Origin of the sequence: Sphingomonas sp. CL5.1 (genome assembly GCF_013344685.1) — a bacterium.
GTDB lineage: Bacteria > Pseudomonadota > Alphaproteobacteria > Sphingomonadales > Sphingomonadaceae > Sphingomonas.
In genome coordinates this window covers 316412-329320 of the sequence record NZ_CP050137.1, presented here as the reverse complement: position 1 = coordinate 329320, position 12909 = coordinate 316412, and the positions used below count along the sequence as shown (strand labels likewise).

The 12909-nt window shown below is 63.1% G+C and carries 14 protein-coding genes and 1 pseudogene; 9 read left to right on the top strand and 6 right to left on the bottom strand.

Annotation, left to right across the window (positions count from 1 at the left end):
- Positions 1-7 precede the first annotated feature (7 nt).
- From trbK-alt to F9288_RS01515, 6 genes are read left to right on the top strand one after another with little or no spacing between them, the layout of a single operon-like run.
- Positions 8-397 carry a putative entry exclusion protein TrbK-alt gene (gene trbK-alt / locus F9288_RS01540; RefSeq protein ID WP_155178422.1) on the top strand — a complete coding sequence of 130 codons (390 nt, stop codon included), beginning with the start codon at positions 8-10 and terminating at the stop codon, positions 395-397.
- The gene (trbL, locus tag F9288_RS01535; protein ID WP_155178424.1) at positions 394-1734 is read left to right on the top strand and encodes a P-type conjugative transfer protein TrbL; all 1341 of its coding nucleotides are present in this window, start codon (positions 394-396) and stop codon (positions 1732-1734) included. The genes trbK-alt and trbL overlap by 4 nt, the downstream gene beginning before the upstream one ends.
- Positions 1735-1740: 6 nt before the next feature.
- Positions 1741-2424: a conjugal transfer protein TrbF gene (gene trbF, locus F9288_RS01530; RefSeq protein ID WP_155178426.1), complete on the top strand. Its 684-nt coding sequence runs from the start codon at positions 1741-1743 to the stop codon at positions 2422-2424.
- On the top strand, positions 2421-3443 hold the full coding sequence (trbG, locus tag F9288_RS01525) for a P-type conjugative transfer protein TrbG (RefSeq protein ID WP_155178428.1): 1023 nt from the start codon (positions 2421-2423) through the stop codon (positions 3441-3443). Before trbF ends, trbG begins: the two co-directional genes overlap by 4 nt.
- Positions 3443-4705: a TrbI/VirB10 family protein gene (locus tag F9288_RS01520; protein WP_155178430.1), complete on the top strand. Its 1263-nt coding sequence runs from the start codon at positions 3443-3445 to the stop codon at positions 4703-4705. Before trbG ends, F9288_RS01520 begins: the two co-directional genes overlap by 1 nt.
- Positions 4702-4923: a DUF2274 domain-containing protein gene (locus tag F9288_RS01515; protein ID WP_155178432.1), complete on the top strand. Its 222-nt coding sequence runs from the start codon at positions 4702-4704 to the stop codon at positions 4921-4923. The genes F9288_RS01520 and F9288_RS01515 overlap by 4 nt, the downstream gene beginning before the upstream one ends.
- Before the next feature lie 19 nt (positions 4924-4942).
- Here F9288_RS01515 and F9288_RS01510 read toward each other — a convergent pair whose 3' ends face one another.
- The 5 genes and pseudogenes from F9288_RS01510 to F9288_RS01495 form a co-directional block, all read right to left on the bottom strand.
- On the bottom strand, positions 4943-5248 hold the full coding sequence (locus F9288_RS01510; protein ID WP_155178434.1) for a hypothetical protein: 306 nt from the start codon (positions 5246-5248) through the stop codon (positions 4943-4945).
- Between the two features lie 86 nt (positions 5249-5334).
- On the bottom strand, positions 5335-6246 hold the full coding sequence (locus tag F9288_RS01505) for a LysR family transcriptional regulator (protein ID WP_174834971.1): 912 nt from the start codon (positions 6244-6246) through the stop codon (positions 5335-5337).
- Between the two features lie 17 nt (positions 6247-6263).
- Positions 6264-6497, bottom strand: a pseudogene (locus tag F9288_RS22000) (DUF2334 domain-containing protein); the annotation flags it as partial.
- A 219-nt stretch (positions 6498-6716) separates the two neighbouring features.
- A complete protein-coding gene (gene pcaF, locus F9288_RS01500; RefSeq protein WP_155178438.1) occupies positions 6717-7916 on the bottom strand; it encodes a 3-oxoadipyl-CoA thiolase in 1200 nt (399 codons plus the stop codon).
- 46 nt (positions 7917-7962) lie between these two features.
- A complete protein-coding gene (locus tag F9288_RS01495) occupies positions 7963-8538 on the bottom strand; it encodes an NADPH-dependent FMN reductase (protein ID WP_230461330.1) in 576 nt (191 codons plus the stop codon).
- Between the two features lie 238 nt (positions 8539-8776).
- Here F9288_RS01495 and F9288_RS01490 point away from each other — a divergent pair, with 238 nt between their 5' ends.
- Both F9288_RS01490 and F9288_RS01485 read left to right on the top strand, forming a co-directional pair.
- Positions 8777-9532, top strand: coding sequence for a nitroreductase (locus tag F9288_RS01490; RefSeq protein ID WP_217482577.1), 756 nt, complete (start codon positions 8777-8779; stop codon positions 9530-9532).
- Between the two features lie 15 nt (positions 9533-9547).
- Positions 9548-10087: a DUF4863 family protein gene (locus F9288_RS01485; protein WP_155178442.1), complete on the top strand. Its 540-nt coding sequence runs from the start codon at positions 9548-9550 to the stop codon at positions 10085-10087.
- Here F9288_RS01485 and F9288_RS01480 read toward each other — a convergent pair.
- Positions 10063-11061, bottom strand: coding sequence for a LysR family transcriptional regulator (locus tag F9288_RS01480; protein ID WP_174834970.1), 999 nt, complete (start codon positions 11059-11061; stop codon positions 10063-10065). The genes F9288_RS01485 and F9288_RS01480 overlap by 25 nt on opposite strands.
- Positions 11062-11337: 276 nt before the next feature.
- Here F9288_RS01480 and F9288_RS01475 point away from each other — a divergent pair, with 276 nt between their 5' ends.
- Positions 11338-12693, top strand: a complete 1356-nt coding sequence (locus F9288_RS01475; RefSeq protein ID WP_233387976.1) for an aldehyde dehydrogenase family protein — start codon at positions 11338-11340, stop codon at positions 12691-12693.
- Positions 12694-12909 lie beyond the last annotated feature (216 nt).

Genomic DNA, 12909 nt, shown 5'->3' with positions numbered 1-12909 from the left:
CCTGCCAATGTCCCGCAACGCCAAGATCGCCGGTGTCGCAGCGCTCGGCGGCATCATGCTGGCCGTCGCGCTTGCTGGCTTGCGTGAACCGAACGACCCGCCCCTCGGCGCGGTCCTTCCTACCATTGAGCAGGGAGAGCAACAGAAGCGGCTGACGCGCGAACTGGAGCGTTGCGCTTCGCTCACCATGCCGGATTCCGGGTGCGAGCAGGCATGGGCGGCGAACCGCCGCCGCTTCTTCGGAAAGGATAGCGACGCGCCCGCGACGGCCGGGAATGCATCGCTCCCCGCCGCCTACAATAGCGCGGGCAGCGATGGCAGCCGGGCGAACGAGGCTATCCGGCCGGAGCTGCCCGGCAACTTTGTCGCCGATCAGGCCGGGAGCACCGCGCCATGAGCGATACCGGCATCGTCGATACCTTCCTCGACACCTTCTCCACCTACATCGATTCCGGCTTCGGCCTGCTTGGCGGCGAGGTCGGCTTCCTATCGTCGACGCTGATCGCGATCGACGTGACCATCGCCGGGCTATTCTGGGCCTGGGGCGCCGACGAGGACGTGATCCAGCGGCTGGTCAGGAAAACCCTCTATATCGGCGCCTTCGCCTTCATCATCGGCAATTTCCAGTCGCTTGCGACGATCGTGTTCGAGAGCTTCGCCGGGCTGGGCCTCAAAGCGAGCGGCGGCACGCTGACAATCGGCGAGTTCATGAAGCCGAGCACCATTGCCGCCAAAGGGCTGGATGCGGCGCAGCCGCTGATCGACGCGGCCGAGGCGTTCAGCAGCCTGTGGGCGGTATTCGCGAATCTCGCGATCATCGTCGTGCTGCTGCTGTCCTACCTGATCGTCATCCTCGCCTTCTTCTTCATGGCCGGGCAGGTCTTCGTGACGCTGATCGAGTTCAAGCTGGTGACGCTGGCCGGGTTCGTCCTGCTCCCGTTCGCCTTCTGGAACCGCACCTCGTTCATGGCCGAAAAGGTGCTGGGGCATATCGTCTCCAGCGGGATCAAGGTGCTCGTGCTCGCCGTCATCATCGGGATCGGCACGACCTTGTTCAGCACGTTCACGGTCACGATCGGACCCGAGCCCAACGCGCGGCAGGTTCTGGGAATCGCGCTCGGCGCGCTGTCGCTGCTCGGCCTGTCGATCTTCGGCCCCGGCATCGCCAACGGCATCGTCTCGGGCGGCCCGCAGCTCGGCGCGGGCGCAGCGGCCGGAACCGTGCTGGCGGCAGGCGGCGCGCTGGTCGGTGGCGCAGCCGCCGCGAAGCTGGGCCTGGGCGCTGCCGCCTCGACCATAGGCGCGACCGGCCGGATGACCGGCGCCGCCGCACGAGGCGGCGCGCGCATGGCTGGCGGCGCAGCGGGCGCTTACAGCGTCGGCTCGTTCGGCAGGAGCGGCGCGGGCGCGGTGGCGGGCGGCATGGCCGCTGTCGGACAGAAGGCGGCGAGTGGCGCTGCCAGTGCCGCGTTCTCGCCGCTGCGCCGGATGGCCGGAAAAGCCGGCGCATCCATGAAGGATAACTTCCGCACGGGCGCCCGCGCCGGCCTCGGTGCTGCGCCCGCATCGGGAAGCTCCGCGCCCGCAGCCCCGGCTTCCGCTCAGCCCGCATGGGCCTTGGCCATGAAGAACCGCCAGTCCGCCAGTCACGGCGCGACCGTGCTCGCCCACACGATGAAGGCCGGCGACAGCCACGGCGGCGGCGCCGGTCCCGACGTCAAGGAAAGGGAATGATCCGAAATGTTCCGACGACCCACCATCCGCTACGGCGAGACCCCCGAGCCCGCCACGCCCTATCAGCGCGCAGCGCAGGTCTGGGACGACCGCATCGGCTCCGCCCGCGTGCAGGCCAGGAACTGGCGCCTCGCCTTCTTCGGCGCGCTTGCCTTGTCGGGCGGGCTCACCGCCGGCCTCGTCTGGCAATCCGCCCGCGGCCACATCGTTCCCTGGGTGGTCGAGGTCGATCGGCTGGGTGAAGCGCAGGCGGTCGCCCCGGCCGAAGCCGGCTACCGCCCGACCGACCCGCAGATCGCGTTCCATCTCGCCCGCTTCATCGAGCAGGTCAGAGCGATCCCGGCCGATCCGGTTATCGTCCGCCAGAACTGGCTGCGCGCCTACGACTTCACGACCGATCGGGGAGCGGTGGCGCTCAACGACTACGCCCGCGCCAACGACCCCTTCGCCAATGTCGGCCGGGTGCAGGTCGCGGTGGACGTGTCGAGCGTGATCCGGGCATCGCCCGACAGCTTCCGCGTGGCCTGGATCGAGCGGCGCTATCAGGACGGTAGCCTCGCCGCCACCGAACGCTGGTCCGCGATCCTCACCGTCGTCGTGCAGCCGCCGCGCACGCCCGACGCCCTGCGCAAGAACCCGCTCGGCGTCTTCGTCAACGCTTTGAATTGGTCAAGGGAGCTGTCGCAATGACGCACACGCCATTTCGCCGTTCCGCCTCGGCGGTCCTGCTTGTCTCCGCCACCGCGCTCGCCGGCTGCGCCACCACATCGGCGAAGCCGCCCTCCATAGCCTACGACGATCCGCCGCGCGAGATCGCGGCGACGCCGGCCGCGGAACCGCCGCGCCCCGTCGAGGTGGTGACGATCCCCGAACCTCTGCCGCTCCCCGGCCAATTGAAGCCGGTCGCGGCCGGAGCGGCGACTTCCGAGCCCGCCGATCCGCGCCGCCGCGTCGGGGCAGCCAACGCCGCCGCGCGCATCCAGCCCACCCGCGACGGCTATGTGAACGCGATCCAGCAATATCCATGGACCGAAGGTGCGCTCTATCAGGTCTATGCCGCGCCCGGACAGGTGACGGACATCGCCTTGCAGGAAGGCGAGCAGCTCGTGGGGCCGGGGCCGGTCGCGGCCGGCGATACGGTCAGGTGGATCATCGGCGACACGGTGAGCGGCAGCGGCGCGACGGCGCGCGTGCATATCCTCGTGAAGCCGACGCGGCCCGACCTTTTCACGAACCTCATCATCAACACTTCCCGGCGCACCTATCATCTGGAGCTGCGCGCGACGGCTTCGACCTACATGGCGTCGGTATCGTGGACCTATCCGCAGGACGCGCTGATCGCCTTGCGCGGGGCCAACGCCGCCGCGGCATCCGCCGCCCCTGTGGCGAGCGGACTCGACCTCGCCGCGCTCAATTTCCGCTACCGGATCGAGGGCGACCGCGTGGCCTGGCGTCCGGCCCGTGCGTTCGACGACGGCCGGCAGGTGTTCGTCGAGTTTCCGGCCGGGATCTCGCAGGGCGAGATGCCGCCGCTGTTCGTGACCGGCCTGGCCGACGACGCCGAGCTGGTCAATTACCGCGTGCAGGGCCGCTACATGGTGGTGGACCGGCTGTTCACCGCCGCCGAGCTGCGCCTGGGCGACCGGCGCAGCGAGCGGCGCGTGCGGATCGTGCGCGACGGCGCGGAACCGCGCCGCAGGGGGCGGTGATGGCCGATCCCGCCGCCACGCCCGTCCAGCCTGCACGTGAGCAATCTGTGCCGGCCGCGCCGCAGGCATCCCCGCAACCCGCATCCGCGAATCCCGCCGCCTTCCAGCTTCGCGGGCCGGCGCCGCGCGTCATGCGCCTGTCGAGGAAGGCGCTGGCCACGCTCGGCGTCGTCGCCGGCTTGAGCATCGGCGGCTCGCTTTATTATGCGCTCGCGCCCAAAGGGGAGAAGGCGGCCAGGGAACTCTACAATACCGACAGCCGCGCCGCGGCGGAGACCATCACGTCGGGGCCGAAGGATTACGGCCAGGTTCCGAAACTCGGAAAGCCGCTCCCCGGCGATCTCGGCGGGCCGATCGTCTCGGCGCAGCAGCGCGGGCAAGACGTGCCCGCGCCGCCGATCGGCGCGCAGCCCGATCCGCGCGCCCAGGCCGCCGAAGCTGCGCGCCAGCGCATCGCCCAGGAACGCGACGCCGCCCGCACCAGCACGGTGTTCCTTGGGCAAAGCGGTGCCGGGGCCGTCGCGATGCCATCCTTGCCCGGATTGGCGATAGCAGCGCCGGACACCTCCGCTCCGCAATTCCCGGAACAGCAAGACGGCTCAGCGGCGCAGGGCGATCAGGCCGGAAAGCGGGCGTTCATGGCGCAGGCCGCCAACCGGCGCACAGTCAGCGCCGAGCGGCTGACCGCGCCGGTTTCGCCCAACATCGTGCAGGCGGGCAGCATCATCCCCGCCGCACTCATCACCGGCATCCGCTCCGACCTGCCCGGCCAGATCACCGCCCAGGTGACGGCTAACGTCTATGACAGCCCCACAGGGCGCATCCTGCTCATTCCGCAGGGCGCGCGACTGATCGGCGAATATGACAGCGAGGTTGCTGCGGGGCAGACCCGCGTGCTGCTCGCCTGGGACCGGCTCATCATGCCGGACGGCCACTCTATCGTTCTCGAGCGCCAGCCCGGCGCCGATGCGGCGGGTTATGCCGGCTTGCAGGACCGCGTGAATCAGCATTGGGGCAATCTGCTGAAAGCCGCAGCGGTCTCGACCTTGCTCGGCGTCGGGACCGAGCTGGGGGCCGACAGCGAGGACGACCTGACTCGCGCGCTCCGTCGCGGCTCGCAGGACACCATCAATCAGACCGGCCAGCAGATCGTGCGGCGGCAATTGAATGTGCAACCGACACTCACCATCCGGCCGGGGCATCCGCTCAGGATCGTCCTGACCCGCGACCTTGTATTGGAGCCCGTTGGAGGCACACGATGACGAAACTGAAGCTGGGGCCGATCCCGGAGGACAAGCCCGTCAAGCTCGCCGTGGAGTTGCCCGCCACCGTGCATCGCGATCTCGTCGCCTATTCAGACGCGCTCGCGAAGGAGACCGGGCAACAGCCGTTCGCACCGGAGAAACTCGTCGCGCCGATGCTGGAGCGGTTCATGGCGACCGACCGCGCCTTTCGCCGGCATCGCGCGCAGGGGAGTTGAAGGCGGTGTAAATCCCGCCTCAGTTGCCGAAGAACCGCTTGTGCCGCGCCCTGCCGTCCGCCTCCGTGACGGCCATCTCGGCATTGAAGCATTCGTCGCCGCGCACCGAGCCTTCCGCGCATTGCGTCAGAACCTGCCGGGCCTCGCCGAGATGCGCCGCAAAATACTGCTTGCCGCGCGGCTCAGCCGGCGAAGCAGCGGGAGCCGGGCTCGCGACGACTTGCGCCTGCTCGACCGGCGCGATTACCGGCCGGAGCACGAAACCCGCTCCGAACCCGACGATCAGCGTGACCAGCACGATGATGAGTGTCTTGCCTTGCGCCATGACGCGCTCCTTTCTCCGGTTGCAAATCAGGCCGGCCATTGGTTGCGATCCGGCTTGTTAACGTCGCATGTCACTGTCTCGCGCGTTCACGGAATGTCGAACGACAGTGCATGGCGGTCGCGCACGAAGGCGAGGAACCGCCGCAGTGCGGGATTGCCGTTGTCCTCTCGCCAATAGCCGGAATAGCTGACGAACGCCGGTCCCTGCTCGCCGAGGATGGGCCGATAGACGACGTCGGGATAGCGCGCGCCGGTCCCACCCTCGCAGATGATCGAGACACCGAGCCCGCCGCCGAGCACGCTCAGTATCGCTTCCCGGCTCGCCTGGTGCATCCTGATATCGGGAGGCTCGCCCGCCATCATCAGACGGCCGAGCAGTATGTCGCGAATCTCCGGGCCGGGATCGGCGCCGGGCAGCAGGAAACGCTCGCCACGCAGATCGGTCCAGTGAACGGTCTCGCGCCCGGCCAGGACATGACTGTCGGGCAGGGCGATCATCACGCGCTCGTTCCAGAACGACGCGTGCCGGAAATCGGCGTGGTTCGCTTCGCCCACCAGGATCGCGATGTCGATCTCGCCCGTATCGAGGCCGGCAAGCAATGCGCCCCGGTCGGCCTCCACGCCATCGACCTCGACGTCGGGGTGGGCCGCGCGCCAGCCCAGTATCGTCGCGCGCAGATGGCCGGCCGAAATCGCGCTGTTGTGCCCGATCATCAGCCCGCCGGCGCGGCCCTGACCAGCCGCCCGCATCATTGTCGCCATCTTTTCCGCGTTCGCCACCATCGGTCGCGCCGCGCGGATGAACTGCGCGCCGGCAAGGGTCATGGTGACGCCCGCTTGCGAGCGATTGAAAATTCTGCCGCCGATCACCCGCTCCAGCTTCAGGATGGCGCGGCTCAGGGTGGATTGCTCGACGTCTAGCGCCCGCGACGCGCGATATAAGCTGCCGTGATCGGCTGCTGCAATGGCAAATCGGAGTTGGCGAATGTCGAAAGGCATCGGAACTCCTTCGACATTCATTCCACGCGAGGCGCGGTCAGAAGTGACTGATAACTTCTGGCTTGGCGGCTTTTGGCAAAGCATCTCAGCGTTGTTTCAATACTGGAGAGGACCGAATCCTTAGTTACGTCGCCAGGATGGACGGCCACCCGAACCGTCAACAGCGGATGAAGCACCTGGCGAGCAAGCGCTGCGGAGGCTAGAGAAGACGCCGTCCTTGCAGTCGATCTGCTTGCCCAGGTGATCACTGGTGCGGTCGAAGTCCCCCTACGGTGTCTCAGGGAATGAGAACCGAAGCTCATGCCGCAGGAGGCGGCCTGCACCAAAGCGACAAGGACGCCTCTCGACTGTAGGCTACTCGAAGCCGTGACGGGGTAGTCGGCGAACGCCATACAAGTCGATCGACTAAGGTGCGGATACAGCGAGGCCACGCGATCATGCCTACTTTCTAATTTCGACGCCCGGCCGCCTCAGATTTTTTCGAGCAGTATTGCGACGCCTTGACCGACTCCGACGCACATTGTGCAGAGAGCCTTGCGTGCACCGCTGCGAATGAGTTCCTCAGTCGCTGTGAGTACGAGCCGCGTGCCGGACATCCCAAGGGGGTGGCCCAGCGCGATTGCTCCACCGTTCGGATTGACGTGGTCGGCACAGTCGGGAAGGCCGAGTAGCCTCAGGACCGCCAAACTCTGGCTCGCGAATGCCTCATTGAGCTCGATCACATCGATCGAGCTCAATGGGATGCCGAACCGCTCAAGGAGTTTCTGGCTCGCTGGCGCGGGCCCGATCCCCATGATGCGGGGTGCCACTCCCGCGACAGCTGCCCCGAGGATTTTCGCCCGCGGCGCAAGCCCGTAGGAGTCAACTGCTGCCTTGCTGGCCACAACGATTGCGGCAGCCCCGTCGTTGATGCCGCTCGAATTGCCGGCGGTTACTGTCCCGCCATCACCGGCGATGGGCTTCAATGCCGCTAGCCGCTCGATTGTAGTCGCACGAAGATGTTCATCATGCTCGAATTTTAGTTCTGTGCCCTTTGGCCCAGCGACCCTCACCGGTACGATTTCCAGTGAAAGCCGCCCACTTATTTGGGCGGTAGCCGCACGACGCTGGCTTTCCAAGGCGAAGGTGTCTTGGTCGTCTCGGCTTATACCGAACTCGTGCGCGACGTTTTCGGCGGTCTCCGGCATGGAATCGGTTCCGTATCGCTCCTTCATCAGGGCATTTGCGAACCTCCAGCCTATGGTGGTGTCATGGATCACGTTGGCGCGCGAAAACGCGCTTTCCGCTTTTGGCAAGACGAATGGCGCCCTAGACATGCCTTCCACACCGCCGGCCACTATCAGATTTGCTTCTCCTGTCTTGATCGCGCGAGCAGCAAGGATGACAGCGTCCATCCCCGAACCGCAAAGCCGGTTGACCGTCGTACCCGGGCATTGCTCGCCAAGACCAGAAAGCAGAGCCGACATACGTGCGATGTTACGGTTGTCCTCGCCTGCCTGATTGGCACAGCCAAGAATTACCTCATCGACATTTCCATCGATAAGCGGCCACTCGGACTTGAGAGCGGAGAGCGGCACCGCAGCGAGATCGTCGATCCGAATACTGGACAGACTTCCGCCATAGCGTCCGATGGCGGTGCGCACGGCCCCGCAGATATAAGCTTCGCTCAAGTCAGTTTCCCTCTGTCGCGTCAGACCGAGCGGCCGGTCAATTTCGTCAGCCGGATATCGCGTGATTGTCAGGCGCATTCGCCCAGTTCGTCATGCGGATGACATCCTCCAGCTTTCGCAACTGAGCTTCGATCATGGTACGCAAGGTGCCATCGAGAAGCTGCGAACGATCCTCGCTGAACTTGCTTGGCGCCAGACCCACGAAAATCTCGGGCGTCGCTACCAGATTGGCCTCAAGAAAGGTCAGCATCATCCGCATGTGATATTGCATTCGCGCTCCACCGAGCGGGCCGGCGCTCGCGGACTGAAGAGCAACAGCCTTTCCTTTCAGCGGCTGATTCTCGACTCGCGAAAGCCAGTCGAAAGCATTCTTCAGCGCTCCCGGGATGGTCCAGTTATATTCTGGACTCACAATTACCACTCCGTCGGAGCGGCGAATGGCTTCCGCCAGCGCGAGGACTGCTTCGGGTGTCCCGGCGCGCTGATGTTCATCGGCGTCATAGAATGGAAATTCAGCAAAGGACGGCGCGGTATCCATCGCAAACGATGCAGGTGCGAGCGACGGGAGCAGGCGGAGGAGTGCCGAGTTGTAAGACCCTGCCCGGAGGCTCCCGCTGATCATAAGTACGCGTACCGACATTCCGTATCCCCATGCAGAAAAGATCTGCAGCGACCTATCGTCTTGTGATGATTAGCGTCAAACTTGGGGCTTTGATCGTTCCCTGGAATTTTATCTTTAATAAACAGGAAGTTGTAGTCGCTTCATGCTCGTGATGAGAGTGCCGCATTTGGGTAATGCGTACTATTCACTTCTGAGTGATCGATCCGGGTGGCAAATCCGAAGGAGCATTGCCCCGTTAGTGCAGGCATTTTTGGAGCCGTACAGGTTGAGACCTCTCAGTGAAAAACGAGCGACCCTTCGGGTTCGGGATCGTGATCATGCTTCGATCGACGACGTCATCCGGTCGAGGACCTCGACGCGAAAATTCAGGACCGAGCCGGTTGGGGAGGAGCTGGTACGCGAAATCCTCGATGCCGCGCGGCACGCGCCGAGTGGAGCGAACATCCAGCCTTGGCGGGTTTATGTGGTTTCCGGCGAAATTCAGCACAAGATCGGCTCGACTCTCCTCCTGGCGCATGAAACTGAGAAAGACAGCTACGCTTCCGAGTATGCCTATTATGCGGAAGAGCTGCCGGAACCCTATCTTTCCCGGAAGAAGGACTTCGGCAGAATATTCTACGGATCACTGGGAATCGAGCAGGCCGACATGACGGGACGTGCACGACAGACCGGCAAGAACTATGGATTCTTCGGCGCTCCGGTCGGTCTCATCGTGACGATTGATCGACGTCTGGAACAGGGCAGCTGGCTGGATCTGGGAATGTTCCTGCAGAATATCATGCTGAGTGCAAAAGGGCGTGGCCTGAGCAGCTGCCCTCAGGAAACGTTCGCGAAGTACCACAAGCTATTGCGGACACTTCTCCCCATTGCAGATGCGGAAATGGTCGTTTGTGGAATTTCCATGGGCTTTGAGGAGGACGGCAACGCCATTGAACCTCGTTTGATGCCCAGAGCGCCAGTCGATGAATTTGCATGTTTTCTCGGCTTCAATTGAGGATTGGATTTATCCATGGGACATCGCGATCAGCTGATCGAACGCAGCATTTCCTTTCTCTCTGAAGTGAAGGACATGACCGCAAGCCGCGACTTGGAAGTCTGGCTGAACGAGAAGTACGGCCCCGCTACCGACACATATCGTGAACTCGCTACACTCATTCGATACGGCATCGACGAAGGTTGGGCGGCAAACCAGGAGATCGCTGGCAAGAGCTATCGTCGCAGCCGAATCATCGAGCCAGGGCCAGAAACCTTTCATTTCAGCATTACCGCCGTCTTCATGGACAGCAACGATGCGCGTGCCATTCGCGACGCGGACGGAGAGATCATCTTGCGTGGCGACTACCATGGTCATCCCTACGGTGAGTTGAACATGGTGGTTCCGATAGACGAGGGTGCCCAACTCCGCGGCTTGCACGGCTGGCAAGGTCCGGGCTGGACGGCTCCGGACCCAGGAAGTCGGCACTATCCCGAGGTGCGTGGCGGTGCGGTGATTGCATTGTTCTATCTTCCGGCAGGCCGCATCAGCTATGACTTTGCTCCGCCTAACTGATCGCCGTCGGAAACCAGACGAGATACCAAGCTCCGCAAAATGCTTCTGAACCATATCAATCCTTCATCCTTGTCGGATCGCTGGTGCCAGATCATGCCGATCTGCTGTGAGGCACAGGGATAGGGAAGTTTGTCGAGCCTTACTGGATGGGTCCTGCAGAAATGTGCGCCTAGCGGGTGTGGAATGATGGCGGTGAGATTTGCCTCCACGACAAGCTCGGGCAATAGCAGCGCATGGGGGATGGCCAACAATGGACGGGGTATCAAGCCGCAATTCCGAAATGCGCGCTCAAGTGCTGCCTTGTCGTACATCTCGGTTCTTCGGCCCAATCCCCTTTCATAGATGAAGCCGCCGATTGCGCCCTCTTCTTCGCCGCCGACGGACACCACGGCCAGTCGCCGGCTATGCAGTTGGTCGGATCTCTCGATAGGCGTGCTGCCAATGGGAGAGATCAGCACGTCGCGATAGGCAGCCATCGGATCGAACCGCATGTGCTCGGGCCATTCTGAGAAGCTTCCCAAGGCCACATCGATCCGACCGAGATCAATCATCTCTCCCAGATCCACGCGCGTGCCCGGTTTGACGACTAGAGATACACCGGGCGCGCTGCGCCCGAACTCGCGCAGCAGGTTTTGAACCGTGAGTATCGAGAGTGCGTCGCTCGCGGCCAGCGTAAACGTACGATCCGATGTGGCAGGATCAAATTCTTGCCGTTCAACAGCTGTCCGAACTATCGCCAGCGCCGCCACGATCTCCGGAGCGAGTTCCAGCGCGCGTGCCGTTGGCTTGAGACCCCTGCGTGTTCTCAGAAATAGGTCGTCGCCGAGCTGGTCGCGGAGGCGGGCGAGGGCGTGGCTGACCGCCGATTGGCTCGTGCACAGCAGGCGACTGGCCCGGAGGGCGCTCCGCTCCTCCATGACCGCCGCGAAAACGCGAAGGAGGTTGAGGTCCAGCTGTTTGAACGATGGGGCCATTGAACCATATTGCCGGAAAAGACGGACAAGCACTTTTGTTCTGGCCGCTCAGACATTTGAAGGCTTCCATATGGCTGCACAAACGAGCCGCATCGGAAGGGATGCGTAATGTGCAAGTCCGCATAAGCAAATGACCGCCGGGCAAATGTGGCAGCTAGCCGTTCCCCGCATAAACTTCCCGATCATCGATTGTCCGTGAGGCGGACGAGGCTCGGAGGCAACGGCATGGAAAACTATAGGATGTTGGTAGGCGGTAGCCTCATCGACGGAGACGAGATGGCCGATGTCATCAATCCGGCAACGGCAACGGTCGTTGCGAAAGCGCCTGTGGCAGACGCTGCTATTGTCGAAGCCGCCGTCTCAGCAGCGCATGCAGCGTTCGCGAGCTGGTCCATCGTGCCTCAGGCCGAGCGCGGCCAACTTGTCGCGCAACTTGCGAGTGGCATCGAAGCACAAAGCGCAAAGTTTGCTCGACTCCTCGTCGAGGAGCAGGGCAAGCCTCTCGGACTTGCCGAAATGGAAGTCGGGCAAACGGTTTACATTTTGCGCGCGTTTGCGAGCATGGAAACGACCGAGGAAGTCCTTCGCGATAATGAGGGAGAACGCATAGTCGAACATCGCACGCCGCTCGGGGTCGTCGCCATGATTACCCCCTGGAACTTCCCATTGCTTCTGCTGGCCACCAAATTGGCTCCGGGTCTGACTGCCGGCAATTGTGTCGTTGTCAAGCCAGCCCCGTCGACGCCCTTGACAACTCTGCTTCTGGGCGAGCTTTGCGCTGACATTTTCCCTGCCGGTGTCGTGAACATCATCAACGGACCAAGCCAGATCGGAGCGCTGCTGACGGAACACCCACTCATCGCGAAGATCGCGTTTACAGGTTCGACGAGCACGGGGCGCCACGTAATGGCGAGCGCCGCATCGACGATCAAGCGCCTGACCTTGGAACTAGGTGGCAATGACGCTGCCATCGTGATGAACGATATCGATCCTGAGGAAGTCGCCGAGCGCATTTTCGCTGGCGCAATGGTGAACTCGGGCCAAGTCTGTGTCGCCATAAAGCGGGTATATGTTCACGAGAATGTGTACGATGCGGTATGCGAGCGGCTAGCGGCCCTTGCTGAAGCTGCGGTCGTCGGTGATGGTTTTTCTCAAGGTGTGCAATTCGGGCCGTTGCAGAACGAAGCGCAATTTGCGCGCGCAAAAGAGTTTCTCCGGGAGGCTGCGAGAGATGGCACGATCATTGCCGGCGGCGATCCTATCGACCGACCGGGCTATTTCATTCCCCCGACGATCGTTCGTGATATTGACGACAGCGCGCGGCTGGTGACCGAGGAGCAATTTGCTCCCATTCTTCCGATATTGAAGTATGTCGACCTTGACGATGTCATTGCGCGCGCCAATTTTGGTACGTTCGGATTGGCCGCTAGCGTCTGGGGCAAGGATCTCGATGCCGCCTATGGCATCGCTCAAAAGCTCGATGCTGGAACGGTTTGGGTAAACAAGCATTTCGACCTCCCGCCGGATGTGCCTTTCAGGGGGGCAAAGCAGTCGGGCCTCGGCGCAGAGCTCGGCCGCGAGGGCATGGCCGAATACAGCCAGCCCAAGATCATTAACATGGCCACTCAGTAGAGTCGGCTTCTTGGTTGATGGCCGGAGGCGAATCGGTTGTGCGATAGCGCCGAAAAGGCTATAGTGTCAGTTTGATCGAAAGAGTGAATCAAAGTGAGTGACGTCAACTCAGATGAATGAGCCGCAATAACGATCGATATCGTTGTTGCGGCGATGAGCTGGATGCAGTCAACGCCTAGCGTGCTGCGTGCAGGATGCCGCTATATTTCTGCGGAG